Genomic DNA, 17,222 nt, shown 5'->3' on the forward strand with positions numbered 1-17,222 from the left:
CTCGCTGCGCTCGATCGGTCTGTCCCGCAAAGCTTTAGAACGTGTACTCGCCGCTGAAGCGGAAGCTGCGACCCAGGATGTCCGCACCACTGGTCAGGTAGCCCTGGTAGGTCGTGTTGGCCGTCAGCACCGGGTAGACGTTGGTCAGGTTGTTGATGCCCACCGCCAGCTTCATCGACTTGATGCCGCTGTAGGCGATGCTCAGGTTGTACTGCTTGTAGGCCTTGACATCGGTGTAGGTGGACGGGGCACGCGGGGTCAGGTCATTCAGGCCGCTGCTGTAGCGCTGCGACAGCTGGGTGGACCACTTGCCCGCACGCCAGTTGACCGACGCGGTGTGCTTCCAGCGGTAGATGATCTGCTGCATGGTGGCCAGGCCGGCGTTGGGGCCGGTGAACTTGCCGTCGCCGGTCAGGATGCCGATGTTGTCCAGCATCACGCCGCCCTTCTCCACCGAGAACGCATACTTGTCGTAGTAGGTGCCGTCCAGCTTGAAGTTGAACGTGCCCCAGTTGCTGGTCTTCAGCTGGTAGGTGGCGGCAATGTCCAGGCCGCGCATTTCCATCTCGCCGCGGTTGGCCTGGCTGGTCAGGATGTAGTTGATGGTGCCGTCGGGCTTGCGCAGGATGTTGGCGGCGTACTTGCCCGGTTGTTGCTGCACTTCGGCCAGCGTCACGGCACCCAGCACGTCGGTCAGCTTGATGCCCCAGTAGTCGGCCGTCACCAGCAGGCCGCGCACGGGCTCGAAGGCACCACCGATGCTCCAGCCCTTGGACTTCTCGGGCTTGAGGTGGCTGTTGTCGGGCGACTTGGTCCAGTAGTCGGTGATGACATTGCAGACCAGGCTCTCCTTGTCCGGCGCAGACCAGGCAGGCACCGGCACGCCGGTGTCGGTGATGGTCGGCGTCGCGCTCGGGCACAGGACCGGGTCGTCCATGGTGGCCTGGCGCACTTCGGGCGTCGGGTTCTGGATGTCCATGATGGACGGTGCGCGGAAGCCCGTGTTGGCCGACGCGCGCAGCATCATCTCGGCAGTGGGCTGGAAGCGCACCGACAGCTTGGGGTTGACCGTGGTGGTCTTGAGGTCGCTGTAGGTGTCGGAGCGCACGGCGCCGTTGATGCTCCAGACCTTGGTCAGCGGCGCATCCATTTCGATGACGGCGGACTTGATGTTGCGATGCAGATTGGCAGCGACGCCCTGCGGGTTCTCGCCGACGATGTCGTCCTTGAGCACGACGCCGGCGCTGCTGATGTTGTAGCTGCCGTTGGGCAACTTGGCGACATGGTCCAGCGGCGCGTTGTGCGTCTTGGCCTCGTCGCGGCGCAGTTCGCCCGACACGGCCACGGTCAGCGGGCCACCGCCCAGCTCCATCAGCTCACGGGTCAGCGTGAAGTCGACCGCCTTGTTGAAGGCCTCATTGAAGCGGTAGGTGTAGTCGCGCACCTCGATGCTCTTCAGGTACTCCAGGCCGGCAGCGTCCTGGGGGCCGAAGGGGTTGAGGATGCCGTTGGTGAAGCCTTGCTGCGCCTTGCTGTAGAGGATGTAGCCGCCGCCGACACGCGTGTCGCGCTGCGAGTGGCCGTAGTTCAGGCCGACACGGTAGTCCCAGTTGAAGACCGAGCCTTCGGCGCTCAGCACGATGCGGTCGTTGATCTGTTCGTCGTTGCGGTAGGCCGGGCCCAACTCGCCCGGGCCCCAGGCGAAATGGACCAGCCGGTTGTTCATGTTCAGCGGGCTGACGACGCCGGGGGTCTTGACCGGGTCGATGTACATGGCCGGCGTATTGGCGCCGGTGTTGCTGCCGACCACATTGACCAGCGGCGTGATGCCCTTGCCCGGGTAGAACTTGCTGGTCGACGGGATGCTGTACGTCGTGGCCGGCTCGTTGGAGCTGGGCAGTTGCATGCCACGGTACTTCTCGACCGTAAAGGCCGAGTGCAGCACCTCCACGCTGACGCGGTGGCCCTTGCCCAGGTTCATGCTGGCCTTGCCGAACATGGTGGAGATCTTGCTGCCATCCGTGACGGCGTCGAAGAAGTTCGGGTCGCGGTAGCAGCCGGCGTTGTTGTAGGTGGGCGGCGTGTTGACGCTGCCGCTGCCCAGCGTGGGCAGCGAATAAGGCGCCACGCAGCCGGTCGCGAAGCTGGAGTTGTAGTTGCTGTTGGCGCCGGCGCTGAAGCCGTAGTTGGCGATCGGGCTCTGGTTCTTGTTGCTGGGCGTCATCAGCAGGCCGAGCTGGTTCAGCGCCGAGCCGTCAAAGAGCTCGGGGCGCTCGCCCTTGAACAGCGCCGTCTTGGTCTGGTAGTCGAACGCGCCGTAGACGTTCCAGCCATCACTGGCCAGGTCGCCAATGCCGCCGATCAGGCCCAGGCCATTGGTCGTGCCGCCGCCGGCGCGCTCGGGCGAGTTCATCTCGACCTTGATCTTGGCGCCGTTGAAGCTGCCGTAGGTCAGGAAGTTCTGCACGCCGCCGATGGCGTCGGAGCCGTAGATGGACGAAGCGCCGTCGCGAAGCGTCTCGGCGCGCTGCAAGGCCATGCGCGGGATGACGTTGGCCGACACGTACTGGTCCTGCAGCGGCTCGTTGGCCATGCGGCGGCCGTTCAGCAGCGTCAGCGTGCGCATGGGGCCGAGGCCGCGCAGGTTCAGCACCGGGCCAGCCGCGCCGGAGTTGGTGCCCAGGGACTGCGACTGCGGCAGCTCCAGGATCAGGTCCTTCAGCTCCGTGTGGCCGCGCGCCTCCAGCTCCTCGGAGCGGATCGCCGTCACCGGCAGCGCCGTTTCACCGGCCAGGCGCTTGATGGAGGAGCCGGTGATCTGGATGCGCTCCAGCGTGGCGGTCTCCTGGGCGTGGGCCAGGCCGGTCAGGGCCATTGCGGCGGCGGCGCACAGGCTCAGGCGGGGGCGGTAGCAGCGTTGCGTGGGGTTCATGGGTGTCTCTCCGTGGTTCGCGTTGTGATGTGTTTCAGGGCGCGGGCGCCCAGCCGCCGGGCGAGCCGGTGGCGATGGTGGAGCGGTGGAAGATGTCGGCGCGGCTGGTCAGGCCGGCGGTGTTGTCCAGCGTCTTGGCGAGTTGCACCGGGGTGCTGGCGCCGTTGAGCATGACGTTGGCCAGGCCCAGGCGGGCGGCGGTGTTCAGCGGGTTGCCGTCCAGGTCCTTGCTGCCCCATTCGCGCCAGCCGGCCGCGTCGGTAGCGCCGCCGTTGGCCGTGCCGGCCCAGGGCGGTGGGTTGCTGCTGCAGCCGCCGGTGCCGGTGCCGGTCTTGCTGGTACCGGCGCCCACACACCAGCCCACCGGCAGGATGTGCGGGCCGATGCGGCTGTTGATGAAGGCGATGTTGTCGACGTAGGCGGTGCTGGCGGTGCCGCCGCTGCGCGCCAGGTAGGCCGCGGTGACGCCGGGGCCGGCCGTGAGCTGGCTGTTCAGGAACACGTAGCCCACGTCGCCCGCCGTCGCGCGCGCCTGCAGGATGTAGCCCGGCGAGCTGCTGGACGCGTCCAGCACGCTGCGGATCTCGCTGTCCTCGAACAGCGCGGCCATCACGTTGCCCCAGATGTAGTCCACGTTGCCGGCCACCAGCGACTTGTAGACCCACACATAGCCCTTGAGCTGCAGCGTGTCCTGCTCGGAGATGAAGTTCATCTCGCGGGCGACCAGACGGTGCGCCGCCGCGGTCGTGCTGGTGTTGAAGTAGATCGCCTCGGCCTGGTTGTCGTAGAGGGAGGCGCGGCCGTGCGGGTTGACCAGCGTGAAGCCGCGCAGTTGCAGCAGGTCGCTGTTCTCCACCAGCAGCACCGAGCGCCCGCCGCCCAGCACGCGGTGGCCCACGACGCGGCCGCCGGTGGTCAGCGTGGCGCCGGCCGACGCGGTGCTGGCGCCGCTGCCGCTGTTGAGCGACTCGAAGTTGGCCCGGCCCACCTGCACGCCGTCGCGGCTCTCGCCGACCAGCGTCAGGTTGGCGACGTTGCGCAGCATCAGCAGCTCGGGATAGAGGCCCATGCGGATGCTGATGGTCTTGGGCGTGGCCACGGTGTTGCAACCGCTGGCCGACGGGCTGCCGGTCGAGCAGTTGGCCATGATCCAGTTCAGCGCGCCCTGCACGCTGCGGAAGTCGGCGCTGCTGCCGTCGTCGTCCACGCTGACCGCGGTCTTGCTGGCCGGCGCGCTGCGCGTCGTGAAGCTCCAGCTCAGGCCCGCGAACGGGGAGCCGTTGATGCTGCCGCTGAAGGCGGCGGCATCCACGGTGATCGTGTAGGCGGTGTCGAAGGCCAGCCGGTTGTTGTGCAGCCGGATGACGGCCTGGTTGCCGCTGAGGCTGACCGGGCGATACCAGACGAAACGGGCCCGCGCGGCGTTCTCCGGCATGGCGCCCAGCGCCAGCGCGTCGATCTCGAGGTTGGTGCGCGGGATGATGGTCTGCGTGTCGGTGGACGACGGTGCGTTGGACAGGTCGATGCGGTCGACGATCGCGTTGTCGCTGGCGCGGCGCACGGTGATGAAGCCGCTGCTGCCGACACCGGGCGCGGCGTCGAAGGCGATGGCCAGCGTCGTGTCGGTGTGCACGCCGGTGGCGTTGCGCGCCGGCTCCACACTGCCGGGCACCACGCCCACCGAGCCGGTGCCGGTGATGTTGGTCGTCAGCTTGCCGGCACCGGCGCGGGCCAGCGCATTGGCCTTGACCAGCGCCGCCGGCCGCGGCGTGACGGCATAGGGCAGGCTCCAGCCCACGGCGCTGGACACCGGGCAGGCGCCCAGCGGCGCGCCGTTCAACGTGGAGCCGCTGTCGGCGAAGGCGCTGGCGGCATCGGCGTTCAGCGTCTGCAGCACCGAGGCGCAGCCCGGCGCCGCGCCGGCGATGGCGTGCACATTGGCCTGCGAGATCACCCGCGCGCCCGTGCCTATGCCCACCGCATAGCTGTGCGCATAGGGCGAGGCGGTCTTGCTGCCGACGTGGTAGTTGTTCAGCAGGTGCACCTGGCCGTAGCGCACCCGCGGCACGCGCTGCGCGACGTTGGAGAAGACGTTGTTGGCGATGGTGACCTTGAGCCGGCCGATGTCGGCGGTGTAGCTGTCGGAATGGCCGATCAGCATCGTCTTGTCGTGCTTGTCGATGAGGTTGTGGCTCACCGTCACGTAGTTGGCGCCGCGCGTGATGTCGATGGCGCCGTCGTGGCACTGCCGGGGCTTGCCGTTCTCGATGGGCAGCTGGTCGTCGGTGAGCGGCGCGTCGGTGATGGTGTTGCGGTCGATCCAGACGCGCTCGGCGCCCTGGATGCTGATGGCGTCATAGGCGGCGTTCCAGCTGCCGGTCGCGCCGTCGGTGGGGTCCCACACCGGCGCCACGTCGCAGGGCGCCGCAATGTGCAGGTTGCGCACGATGACGTTCGCCACGCCGATGATCTCTATGCGGCCGTTCACCAGGCCCGCGCCCGGCCCGCCGCCGATCAGCGTGGTGTTGGACGGCAGGCGCACGGCGGCGCGCTGGTCCTGGTCGGAGCGGCTGGCGAAGGGCTGGCCTTCGCTCATGTCGATGCGGCCCACGACCTTGACGATCTTGGGCAGGCTGCCGCCATTGGCCAGCGCCGTCAGCAGCTGCTGGCGGTTCGCGGCGGTGTAGATCTGCGCGGCCGCAGCGGCCGAGCCGCCGTTGGTGCCGCCGCCCAGGGCCGCAAAGCCATCGGGCGGCGCGGCTTCGCGCGCCGGGTCGGTCTGGGAAAGCGCAGGCAAAGCCAGGGCCAGCAGCGCACTCAGCGCCACAACATGCAGCTTCATGACGGACTCCTCGAAGGAGGGGTTAGCGGTGCTTCAGGCGGCGCAGCGCCAGGCCCAGCAGGCCCAGGGACAGCAGCACGGCAGGCGCGGGCTCGGGCACGGGGGCCAAAGCGAGTTGGGCATCGACGTAGGCGTAGCCGGGATCAATGCGCGCATCCGTCAGCGTCAGGCGGACGGACTGCGGGCTCAGCAATTGCAGTTGCAACGAGCCGGACAGCAGCGGCGCCGTGGCGCTGAGCGTGGGCAGGCCCAGCTGCAACGCCGCGTCCGCGAAGCTCAGCTCGATGACGTGCGTGCCCAGCAAGCCGGTGCCGGTGTTGTCCCACAGCCGCAGCAGCCCGTCGCTGCCGAGGTCCAGCCCAAGGCTGTAGTCGGCGGACATGAACTCGAAGTCGCCATCGAGCAGCGGCGCGGCCAAGCCGGCAACGTAGTCCTGGGCGTCGGCATCGAAGCCCAGCAGGCCGGCGGCATCGCCGTCCAGCGTGCCGGTGACGGGCGTACCCGGCACCAGCACGGCGGCCGAGGCCGCCACCGACATGGCCAGACTCGCCACCGCGGCAAGCAGTGAAGAACGCTTCATGGCGGGCCTGCGCGTCAGAACTTGTAGCGGGCGCCGACCGCGAACTCGCGGCCGGTGTAGTGGTTGACCACCACGTTGTTCATCGAGCGCGAGATGAACTGGTCGTTGGGCTGGTTGGTCAGGTTGATGGCCTCCAGCGTGAACTCCAGCTGCTTGGAGTACTTGTAGCCCAGCGACATGTCGACGTTGAAGGTCTTGTTCTTGCCTGCCACGTCCTGGTTGTTGCCGGCCGGGACGGTGTTCAGGAAGGCCGAGCGCGCCGAGCCGGACACGCGGCCGCTGAAGGTGCCGTCGTCGTAGTAGACGGACAGGTTCCAGGAGCGCGGCGACAGGTTGATCAGGTCCTCGGTGACGGTGGTCGTGGTCAGCGAGGTGGCCGACAGCACGTACTCCATCTTGGACTTCACCTGCGTGAAGTTGGCCAGCATGCCGAAGTTCTTGCCGATGCCCGGCAGGAAGGTGAACGGCTGCTGCACGTTGATCTCGAAGCCGGACAGCTTGCCGCCGTTGCTGTTGATCGGTGCGCTGACGCGGAAGATCTCGTCGCCGGTGAAGTTGCTCGGCAGCAGCGACTGCGGCAGGCCGGTCTGGTTGAAGGCCATGTCGCGGCCCCGGGTCAGCACGAAGCTGCTGATGTCCTTGTGGAACACGCCCAGGCCGATGAAGGCGTTCTTGGCGTGGTACCACTCGAGGCTGGCGTCGGCCGTGGTGGCGCGATAGGGGTCCAGCGCCGGGTTGCCGCCGGTGTAGCTGAGCGTGCCGGTGGTGCTGAGCGTGCCGCCGGGGTTCAGGCTCTGCAGCGGCGGGCGCGACATGACCTTGGCCGCCGCCACGCGCAGCATCAGGTCGCGGCTCAGGCTGACCGACAGGTTGGCGGAGGGCAGCCAGTCCTTGTAGGTGCGCTCGGCCGTGACCGGGCTGCCGCCGCCGGTGGCCAGGTAGCCGGTGGCGGAGATGGCCGTCTTCACATGGCGGGCGCCGAGGTTGCCCTTGACCGGGAAGCCGCCCAGGCGGGTGTCGAACTCGGCCTGCAGCCAGGCACCGGTGTCGGTCTCGGTGATGGCACGGTTGCCACCGCGGGCATTGCCGTTGGTGATGGAGGTCAGGCGGTAGTCGCCAGGGCCGCCGGCGGGGCCGCTCTGCAGGCAGTCGCAGTAGATGTTGTAGGCCGAGGCGATGGCGGGCAGGCTGGGGATGACCCAGGAGGTCACCGAGCCGGCCGGCAGGTTCTGGCCCTTGCCGAAGCCGTCCAGCGTCGTCACCAGGCTGTTGGGCAGCACGTTGGCCGGCAGCGCGGTCATGGTCTCGACCGTGCGGCGCTTGTCGAAGCTGGTGAAGCTGAACTGCTTGTAGCTGATGCCGCCCCTGACGGTCAGCGCCGTGTTCACGTCCCAGGCCAGGTCGACGGTCAGCACGTCCTGGCGGTTGGTCACGCCGTTGGGGCGGATGCGCACTTCGCTGGGCGTGAAGTTGGTGATGCTGGTCGCGCCCACCGGCACGCCGTAGATCGCGAAGCCGCCGCTGGCGGTGCTGGGGTTGAGGGTGCCGTACTTGATCAGCGGCGCGCGGTCGTCGCCGCGGGCGTCGTACTCATAGCCGTTGACGTTGGGCGCCTCCAGCGTGGTGGTGGTCTGGATGGGGTTGTTGAAGCGCGACGTGGCGCGGCCGCCGCGCACGGTCAGCTTCATCGAGTCGCCGATGTCCTGCTCGACGGTCAGCGTCGGCTGGCTGAACTCGGTGCTCAGCTCGTCGAAACGCTGCTCGGAGCGGATGTCCACACCGTTGAACTTGCCGTAGACCATCTGGCCGGCGGCGTTGTATTCGGCCGCGAGCACGCTGGTCTGCTGCTTGCCGCCGGCCGACAGCGCACGGCTGAAGGAGATGGCTTCCAGAAAGTCTTCCTGGCGCGTCGCGTCGAGCTTGCTGTACAGCATGTCGAAGGTCAGCAGCGTCGTGTCGGACGGGCGCACCTGGACGGAGCCCGTCAGGCCCAGGCGGGACTGGTCATGCGTGAGGCGGCCGTAGCGCGGCAGGCGGGGGTGGAAGTTGGTGGCCGACGAGGCGGCGTTGTAGGCAGCGATGTTTTCAGCCGTGCCGGGCAGGCGCGCCGGCACCGGCGTGGCGGGCACCGTGGTGCCGGCCGTGCCGCAGTTGGCGCCGCCCGTGGTGGGGCTCAGCGGCGTCACGCCGACCGGCGAGCACCAGCCGCCGCTGGACGGGCCGTTGTCCCAGCGCACCGTGCTGAAGCCCTCTTCGAAGATCTTGCGCTGCGAGTAGGCACCCGACAGCAGCACGCCGATCTTCTTGTCGGCGAAGGTGTTGGAGATCAGGAAGGAGGTCTTGGGCGTCGTCGTGCCGGACAGCTGGTTGTAGGTGCCCTTCACCGACACGGCGGCCACGAAACCCTTCATGTCGAAGGGGCGCGCGGTCTGCAGGTCGATGGTGGCGCCGAGCGAGCCTTCGTCCACATCGGCGGAACTGCTCTTGCGCACGGTCAGCGAGTTGAACAAGTCGGCCGCGAAGACGTTGAAGTCGAAGGCGCGCGTGCGGTTGGCGCCGCCGGAGCTGTCGGTGCCGCCGGTGGTGGCCAGCGCCTCGATGCCGTTGATGCGGGTGCGGGCGAAGTCGCCGCCCAGGCCGCGCACGGTGATGTTGCGGCCTTCGCCGGCATCACGGTCGATCACCACGCCGGGGATGCGCTGCAGCGACTCGGCGAGGTTGGTGTCCGGGAACTTGCCCATGTCCTCGGCCTTGATGACATCGACGATGCCCTTGTCCTGGCGCTTGGCGTTCAGCGCGCTCTCCAGCGAGGCGCGGATGCCGGTGACCGTGACGGTCTCCAGTTGCGCGGCAGGCGCAGCGGCCTGTTGGGCCCATGCCGGGGCGGCGACGAGCGCGACAGCCAGGGCGACGGGGCGAAGGGCCAGTGGGCGGGAAGGACGGAATGCGGGCATGTGGGTCTCCTGGTGCAAGGTCGCCTGGGCGTGAAACGCTGGCGGCTCTCGGGTCTGTGGTGCTTGAACCCGGGCGCACGCAGGGCACCCGTTGATTTCTTGGGACCGGCTTCGCGGCAGTGCGAGCACCGGGGTTGTCGCGGCGACTACAGGCAGCCGTCGCGGCGGGAAAACTGGGCAAGCGGTTGGGCGGCTTCAGCGACGGAACAGACGCTCATCGTTTTGCGCTTTTGGCTTGTTGTGGACGATGATAGGGGGAAGCTGGCAAAATCGGAACAGTGGTTCACTAAATAGAAACCATGATTCCGCAACACTTTCCACCCACCTAAGCTTCGTGCATTCCGTATTTCGGAACCGCGTTTCAACTCTAACGATCCAAACACGACCAGGTCTCGAACGACCGCGTCACACCGCCAAGATTTCACGGCGGGAGTCATTCGGTCGGGCCGTGTTCCCCTGACGCAACGCAACTGGCGCTTGACGCGCCTTGGACTACTGACATGGTTCTTCAAACCTTCAACCTGGCCGGTAAGACGGCCATCGTCACCGGCTGCAACACGGGCCTCGGCCAGGGCATGGCGCTGGCACTGGCCCAGGCGGGCGCGGACGTCGTCGGCGTCAACGTCACCGACCCGGACGAGACCAAGGCCGGCGTCGAGGCCCTGGGCCGCAAGTTCCTGGACCTGCGCGCCAACCTGGGCGACATCAGCTGCATCCCCGACCTGGTGGCCCAGGCCAAAGCACTGAACGGCGAGGTACACATCCTCGTCAACAACGCCGGCATCATTCGCCGCGAGGACGCCATCAAGTTCTCCGAGGCCGACTGGGACGACGTCATGGACCTGAACCTGAAGTCGGTGTTCTTCCTGTCGCAGGCCGTGGCCAAGGCCTTCATCGCTCAGGGCAAGGGCGGCAAGATCATCAACATCGCGTCGATGCTGAGCTTCCAGGGCGGCGTGCGCGTGCCCTCGTACACGGCCAGCAAGAGCGGCGTCATGGGCATCACCCGCCTGATGGCCAACGAGTGGGCACAGCACGGCGTCAACGTCAACGCCATCGCCCCGGGCTACATGGCCACCAACAACACCGCCGCGCTGCGCGCCGACGAGCAGCGCAACAGCGCCATCCTCGACCGCATCCCCGCCGGCCGCTGGGGCAAGCCCGAAGACCTGGCCGGCCCGGTCGTGTTCCTGGCGTCGACCGCGTCCGACTACGTCAACGGCTACACCGTGGCAGTCGACGGCGGCTGGCTGGCCAGGTAAAAGGCCCCTCGCCCAGCCTCGCGTCGCTGGACGCGAGCGAGTCTGGTCGATCCCCCGAGGGGATGGCGATGCTCGCGGCATTGAGCCGCTCGCACATCGCCCGACGGGCCGGCTTGGGAGCGGCCCGGCGCTCGGCCCATAAAGGATCAAGTCATGAAATCCACCGAACGCAAATTCGAATTCCTCACCCGCGAGGACCCCGACACCGGCGCGCGCGTCACGCGGCTGACGCCGCCGGACGTCACCTGCCATCGCAACTACTTCTATCAGAAGTGCTTCACGAACGATGGCCGCAAGCTGATCTTCGGTGGCGAGTTCGGCCCCAACCCCAGCCCGAACTGGAACTACCACCTGCTGGACCTGGACACGCAGACGGCCATCCAGCTGACCGACGGCGCGGGCGAGAACACCTTCGGCGGCTTCCTCAGCCCCGATGACCGCCACCTCTTCTTCGTGCGCGACAAGCGCCAGTTCATCCGGCTGGATCTGGCCTCGCTGAAGGAGGAAGTGCTGTATATCGTGCCCGACGACTGGGTGGGCTATGGCACCTGGGTCAGCAACAGCGCCTGCACCAAGATCGTCGGCATCGAGATCGCCGCCACCGACTGGTTCCCGCTGAACACCTGGCAGAAGTTCAACGAGATGTTCCACAAGAAGCCGCTGTGCCGGCTGTTCTCGGTGGACCTCGCGACGGGCAAGCGCACCGTCATCCTGGAACAGCGCGGCTGGCTGGGCCATCCGCAGTACCGCCCCTTCGACGACAACACCGTGGCCTACTGCCACGAAGGCCCGCACGACCTCATCGACGCGCGCATGTGGTTCATCAATGAAGACGGCACGAACCGCCGCTGCGGCAAGGAGCACCTGGACGGCGAAAGCTGCACGCACGAGTTCTGGGTGCCGGACGGCAGCGCCATGATCTACGTCAGCTACAACACCAAGTCACCCGAGCGCTGGATCTACAGCCTGGACCCGGTCACGCTGGAGAACAAGCTGCTGACCACCATGCCGCAGTGCTCGCACCTGATGAGCAACCACGACGGCACGCTCATCGTCGGCGACGGCGTCGGCAAGGTCAGCCACGACAGCACGGCCAGCAACGCGATGCTGGTGGGCGACCCCTACCTGCACCTGTTCGATCTGAAGGCCGGCACGACGCGCCCCATCGCCCGCCACGACAGCGGCTGGGATGTCTACAAGGACGACCGCCAGGTCACGCATCCGCACCCCAGCTTCACGCCGGACAACAAGCAGGTGCTGTTCAGCTGCGACAAGGAGCGCGCCAGCGGCGTCGAGCCGGCCCTCTACCTGGCCGACCTGTGAGGCTGCTCGCCCTCGCCCTGGCCGCGCTGGCGATGACAGCGCAGGCGCAGCGGCCGCAACTGACCGCCGAGCAGGCCGCTGCGCACACGACGGCCGCCTACCTCGGCGACTGGACGCCCGCGCCGCTGGCCGACCTCGGCGCCGAGCCGCCCGACTTCGTCGTCAAGCCCGGCGAGTCTGTCCAGGCCGCCATCGACAAGGTGCCCGCTGACGGAACGAAGCGCTGGGTCATCCACATCCAGCCCGGCACCTACCGTGGCCCGATCTGCCTCAAGGACAAGGCGCCCATCGCCTTGATCGGCACGACGCTGGACGCCAGCGCCGTCGTGCTGGTGGACAACCGCTTCTCCGGCAAACCCAAGGCCGAGAACGAGCCCGCCCACCCCTGCTGGCCCGAGCTGGGCAAGACCACCATCGGCACCAGCGGCAGCACCAGCATGCTGGTGCAGAGCAACGACGTGCAGCTCATCTCGCTGACCATCGCCAATGACGCCATGGACGGCGTGCGTCGCGGCGAGGCCTACCCGCCCGGCGTGGGCGAAGGCGGCGGCGCCCAGGCCGTGGCGCTGACGCTGACCGGCGACCGCATCCAGCTGCAAGGCGTGCGCCTGCTGAGCCACCAGGACACGCTCTACGTCAAGCGGCGCGCGCCTGATCAGCCCGCCCGCCAGCTGATCCGCCACAGCCTCATCGCCGGTGACGTGGACTTCATCTTCGGCGCCGCGACGCTGGTGATCGAGCAGTCCACCCTCCTGACGCGCGCCAACCGCCGCAAACCGGGCCAGGGCGGCATCATCCTCGCGCCCAGCACGCCGCCGGGCTTGAGCCAGGGCTTCCTGGTCACGCACAGCCGCCTGGTCGGCGAGCCCGGCGTCGCACCCGGCGCCACGGCCATCGGCCGGGCCTGGGACGCGGGCGTCAAGGCCGGCACCTGGACGGCCGGCGTCAGCCCCAGTGGCATGGCGGTCGTGCGCGACAGCGAGGTCGGCGCCCATGTCGGACCGTGGGCGCCCAGCACCTCGCGCCGCGCCCCCGATCCGGCGCGCCTGAACGAATTCAACAATCGACAGCCATGAGTTTGAGCCGCCGCGACCTTCTCGCCCTTGCCGCATTGCCGGCGCTTGGCGCATGCGCCACGACACCGGCGGCCACCGACGCGCCCCTGGGCTGGGCCGGCGTCGGCAAGACCACCGGCGGTGCCGGCGCCCTGCCTCAGCACATCCTCGACGTGCGCGACCGCGCCGGCCTGGACGCCGCGCTGAAGCTGGGCGACACACCGAAGATCATCCGCGTGCACACGCTGATCGACCTGGGCCCCGGCGGCGCCGAGGCCTTCCGCGACCCCGCCTTCGACTTCGATGCCTTCGACCGCGCCTTCGACCCCGCCACCTGGGGCCGCGCCGACCCCAAGGGCCCGCTGGAAGACGCCCGCGAACGCTCCGCCAAGCGGCAGGCCGCCGCCATCGTCGTGCGCGTGCCGTCCAACACCACGCTGATCGGTGTGGCGCCCGGTGCCGGCTTCCAGCACGGCACGCTGCTGCTGAACAAGGTCAGCAACATCGTCATCCGCGACCTGCGCCTCTCGGACGCCTACGACCACTTCCCCGAATGGCAGCCGCGCGACAACGGCCACGGCGAATGGAACTCGGCCTACGACCCGGTCAGCCTCACCGGCGCCGAGCGCGTCTGGGTGGACCACTGCCACTTCGACGACGGCAGCCGCCCCGACCACCTGGAGCCCATCCGCCTGGGCCGCCGCGTGCAGCATCACGACGGCCTGCTGGACATCACCCTCGCCAGCGACCTGGTGACCTTGTCCTGGTGCCGCTACCAGGGCCATGACAAGACCATGCTGATCGGCGGCGACGACAAGCATGTCGGCGACGACGGCAAGCTGCGCGTGACGCTGCATCACAACCACTTCCACGGCTGCAAGGAACGCACGCCGCGCGTGCGCTTCGGCCGCGTGCATCTGGCCAGCAACCTGTTCAGCGCCGACCGAGCCGAGGACTTCGGTTACTCGCTGGGCATCGGCCACCAGTCGCGCGTCGTCGCCGAATCCAATGCCTGGGAACTGCCCCCCAGCGTGGCGGCCAGCCAGCTGATCCGCCGCCTGAAGGGCACGGCGCTCGCCGACCGTGGCGGCAACCGCCTCAATGGCAGGCCCGTGGTGCTGACGGCCGAGGGGCTGTCACCGGACGTTGGCTGGCGCCCGGAAGAGGCCTACGACACCACGGCGCTGCGGCCGGGCGACGCCAATCGTCTTGCTGAGCAAATCCGCGCCAGCGCCGGACCGCGCCTGGGCTGAGTCAGAATCCGCCCCTGGGAATCCCGAAACAAGCGCCCGAAAGAACCAAAACGATGGACGAAGACATTGGCGATGCAAAGCAGCCGGAATCGGTTGCCGCGGTACTCAAGGTGTTCGCCATCCTGAATGCGCTGGGCGAACGCAGTGATATCGGTATCACGGACCTGTCCGTGCGCCTGGCCATGCCCAAGGCCACCGTCTACCGCTTCCTGCAGACGATGAAGAGCCTGGGCTATGTGCGCCAGGAGGCCGACAGCGAGCGCTACGGCCTGGCCATGCGCATGTTCGAGATCGGCGCCAAGGCCCTGCCCTCGCCCGACCTGGTGGACCTGGCCAAGCACCCCATGCAGATGCTGGCCGATGCCACCGGCGAGACCGTCCACCTGGGCAGCCTCATCGACAGCGAAATCATCTACATCCACAAGGTCGACTCGCGCCACATGCTGGGCATGTACTCGCGCGTCGGCCGACGCGCGCCCATCCACTGCACGGCCATCGGCAAGGTGCTGATGGCCTGGGAGCACCCCGAGCGCCGCGACCGCATCCTGGACGGCGCCGAGTTCAAGCGCTTCCGCGACAAGACCATCACCGAGCGCGGCGCCTTCCTGGCCGAGCTGGCGACCGTCAAGGCGCAGGGCTTCGGCGAGGACCGCGAGGAATTCGACGACCACATCCGCTGCCTGGGCGTGCCCATCTTCGACCGCCTGGGCCAGCCCATCGCCGGCATGAGCGTGTCCTTCCCCACCTTCCGCTTCGACGTTGCCAAGGCGCCGGAGTACGTCAGCATGCTGCAGGCCGCCAGCCGCGACATCTCCGAGAAGCTGGGCTGCACGAACTACCCGATCAAGACGGCCGGCTGATCGCCCGCCGCCCGGGCGCTCAACGCGCCTCGTTGACCCAGCGCACGCAGGCTTCGTAGTTCTGGGTGCCGGCTGCACCGCCGCCCCGCCAGTCGCCGGCATCTGCCCGGTCGCCCAGCTGGGCCAGCGCCGCCCGGGCCGCCGGCAGCGCACGCGCCGTGCACGCCAGGTAGGCGAGCCGGTTCGCGTAGTGCGGGTCGGCCCGCTTGGCGACCAGGCTCTCGTAGCCCTGCTTGATGCGCGGCCAGTCGGCGCGCAGGTCCGCGAAGATGTTGCCGTCGTAGCTGCTGGCCACCATGGACCACAGCAGCGCATAGGCCTCATGGCCGCGGCGCGCCTTCGTGCGTGCGTCGACCGCCTCGACGTAGCGATGCAGCTCGGGCCAGCTGCCGCCCCACTTGGGCATCAGCTCGGCGGCAAGCTCCTCGTACAGCGAGTCTTCGTCCGCCGGCGACCGGCGCAGCGAGTCCTCGGCGATCGCTTCCAGCTGCTCGAACGTCCAGTTCGACACGCGCCCGATCATCACCAGGTAGATGTGCGAGGACGTGTCCGTCATCAAGAGCTTGGCGCGGTCGCTTAGGTGCTTGTTGGCCTTGGCGATCAGGCGCGTGAACTCGGCCTTGGCCGGTGCCGGCACACTCTGCCAGTAGCTGGTGCCGCGCACATGCCAGGCATGGGCATACAAGGCCCGCGCATAGACGAGCTGGGCCAGCACGCTGTCGGGCCGCGAGCGCGCCCAGCCCTCGGTCAGCTTCTCCAGCTCGCGGAAATAGGCGCCGTTCAGGTTGCCGTACTTGAAGGCGCTCGCCATCCCCGACCGGAACGACTGCACCGGATGGCTGCCGTTCCAGGCATTCAGCGCCGTCTGGGGCTGCTTCTGGGCCTCGACGTAGAGCTGCTCCAGCGCCTCGAAGTCGCCCCACCACATCGCCTGCTCGGCCCGCGCGGCGAGCGAGTCCTTATCGGCATCCTGTATCCAGGCCTGGGCCGGGCTCAGGGCCAGCGTCAGCAGCGCGGCCCCCAGTGCATGCAACATCCGCGTGTTCATTTGATCTTCCATGTGAAGGGGGCCTCCGTCCATTCGCCCTGGCCAGGTGGGGTCTTGGTCTTGGCGACGCGGTCCAGCGTGACCTCGTCGAACACGGTCTCGAACGCGACGGCCCGAACACCGCGCACCCCGGGCACGTCGACCTGGCGCTTGTCGATGCGGGCCTCGTCCAGGCCCAGGCCGCTGGCCCGCAGCCGGCCGACCGCCGTCACATCGCCATCGACGGCAAACCTGGCAGCGACCGGGGAATAGCCGCGCTCGTCAGCGGCAGCGTCCATGCCGGGCCTGAACAGCGCCACCGCGTCGACGAGCAGGGCATAGCGCGCCAATGTCATCTGCGTGGCCGCAGCGGTCTTGGCGAACTGCTCGCGAGACAGGGTCCAGCGCACCAGCGCACAACGCAGGTCCGGGGCCATGGCCTTGGGCGGCGTCGCCAGCAGGTTGAAGGCCAGCACGGGCGGCACGGCGGGCTCGCCCTCCACAGGCTTCGGGGCACGCAGCTTCGCCATCACCGCCTGCCCCTGCTCCAGCAGCGACGGCACCGGGCGCACGGGAATGGCGCGCACCTGGCCCCAGCGCGCCAGCATCTGCTGCTGCGCCGCCAGCGCCAGTTCGCGATCGGCGGCACTCATGCCCTGCAACATGGCGGCGAGCGCGCCGAACGAGCGTTTGCCGTCGACGGCCTGGCAAGTGCCGGCGCGGCGGACCGCGCGCAACATCAGTTCGTCATGGGCGTCGCCGGTCGAGTCCAGCTGCCAGATCGCCGACTCGTTCATGTAGCGGGCCAGCAGGTTGCGGCTGAGCACCCAGGCCTCCTTGGCCACATTGACATGCTGCAGCTCTTCGGCAACCCAGCCTGCGGCCAAGGCCGCGACGCGCTCGCGGTGGGCGGATGCCAGCGCAACGAGCTGCTCGCGCAGCGGGGCGTCCAGCTTCAGGTCGGCCGGCAGCTTGAACTCGTCGTCGACCCAGCCCGCGACCACGCCCTTCGCCGCCTCCACCGGGGCCGGGTCGTCCTGCGCTGCTGCGGCTGGCACCACCAGGCCACAACCCAAGGCCAGGGCAGCGAGGCCATGCGCCCATGTCTTCTTCATGCCATCTCCCTGTGGATCG

Annotated in this window: 11 protein-coding genes; 5 read left to right on the plus strand and 6 right to left on the minus strand. The window is 68.4% G+C overall.

The window, feature by feature from the left end; all coding sequences use genetic code 11:
- Positions 1–34: 34 nt before the first annotated feature.
- Genes ACG00Y_RS02800 through ACG00Y_RS02815 form a run of 4 tightly spaced genes read right to left on the minus strand, consistent with a single transcriptional unit; the run spans position 35 to position 9,308 of the window.
- The gene (locus tag ACG00Y_RS02800) at positions 35–2,932 is read right to left on the minus strand and encodes a TonB-dependent receptor domain-containing protein (RefSeq protein WP_394475770.1); all 2,898 of its coding nucleotides are present in this window, start codon (positions 2,930–2,932) and stop codon (positions 35–37) included.
- A gap of 34 nt (positions 2,933–2,966) precedes the next feature.
- A complete protein-coding gene (locus tag ACG00Y_RS02805) occupies positions 2,967–5,774 on the minus strand; it encodes a pectate lyase family protein (RefSeq protein ID WP_394475772.1) in 2,808 nt (935 codons plus the stop codon).
- 22 nt (positions 5,775–5,796) lie between these two features.
- A complete protein-coding gene (locus tag ACG00Y_RS02810) occupies positions 5,797–6,354 on the minus strand; it encodes a PEP-CTERM sorting domain-containing protein (protein ID WP_394475774.1) in 558 nt (185 codons plus the stop codon).
- Between the two features lie 14 nt (positions 6,355–6,368).
- On the minus strand, positions 6,369–9,308 hold the full coding sequence (locus ACG00Y_RS02815) for a TonB-dependent receptor (RefSeq protein ID WP_394475775.1): 2,940 nt from the start codon (positions 9,306–9,308) through the stop codon (positions 6,369–6,371).
- Between the two features lie 500 nt (positions 9,309–9,808).
- Between ACG00Y_RS02815 and kduD the strand changes: the two genes are divergently transcribed.
- The 5 genes from kduD (at position 9,809) to kdgR (ending at position 15,061) form a co-directional block, all read left to right on the plus strand.
- Positions 9,809–10,570 carry a 2-dehydro-3-deoxy-D-gluconate 5-dehydrogenase KduD gene (kduD, locus tag ACG00Y_RS02820; RefSeq protein WP_394475777.1) on the plus strand — a complete coding sequence of 254 codons (762 nt, stop codon included), beginning with the start codon at positions 9,809–9,811 and terminating at the stop codon, positions 10,568–10,570.
- A gap of 153 nt (positions 10,571–10,723) precedes the next feature.
- Positions 10,724–11,893 carry an oligogalacturonate lyase family protein gene (locus tag ACG00Y_RS02825; protein ID WP_394475779.1) on the plus strand — a complete coding sequence of 390 codons (1,170 nt, stop codon included), beginning with the start codon at positions 10,724–10,726 and terminating at the stop codon, positions 11,891–11,893.
- A complete protein-coding gene (locus tag ACG00Y_RS02830; protein WP_394475780.1) occupies positions 11,890–12,969 on the plus strand; it encodes a pectinesterase family protein in 1,080 nt (359 codons plus the stop codon). The genes ACG00Y_RS02825 and ACG00Y_RS02830 overlap by 4 nt, the downstream gene beginning before the upstream one ends.
- The gene (locus tag ACG00Y_RS02835; protein WP_394475782.1) at positions 12,966–14,201 is read left to right on the plus strand and encodes a pectate lyase family protein; all 1,236 of its coding nucleotides are present in this window, start codon (positions 12,966–12,968) and stop codon (positions 14,199–14,201) included. The genes ACG00Y_RS02830 and ACG00Y_RS02835 overlap by 4 nt, the downstream gene beginning before the upstream one ends.
- Positions 14,202–14,254: 53 nt before the next feature.
- The gene (gene kdgR, locus ACG00Y_RS02840) at positions 14,255–15,061 is read left to right on the plus strand and encodes a DNA-binding transcriptional regulator KdgR (RefSeq protein ID WP_394475784.1); all 807 of its coding nucleotides are present in this window, start codon (positions 14,255–14,257) and stop codon (positions 15,059–15,061) included.
- 19 nt (positions 15,062–15,080) lie between these two features.
- On the opposite strand, the gene ACG00Y_RS02845 is transcribed toward kdgR, so the two are convergent.
- Both ACG00Y_RS02845 and ACG00Y_RS02850 read right to left on the minus strand, forming a co-directional pair.
- Entirely contained in the window at positions 15,081–16,109 is a 1,029-nt protein-coding gene (locus tag ACG00Y_RS02845) for a hypothetical protein (protein WP_394475786.1), read from the minus strand.
- Positions 16,106–17,203 (minus strand): hypothetical protein, encoded by a 1,098-nt coding sequence (locus ACG00Y_RS02850; RefSeq protein ID WP_394475788.1) that lies wholly within the window; start codon positions 17,201–17,203, stop codon positions 16,106–16,108. The genes ACG00Y_RS02845 and ACG00Y_RS02850 overlap by 4 nt, the downstream gene beginning before the upstream one ends.
- Positions 17,204–17,222: the final 19 nt, after the last annotated feature.

The sequence above is a fragment of the Pelomonas parva genome, from assembly GCF_043555835.1.
Lineage (GTDB): Bacteria > Pseudomonadota > Gammaproteobacteria > Burkholderiales > Burkholderiaceae_C > Pelomonas > Pelomonas parva.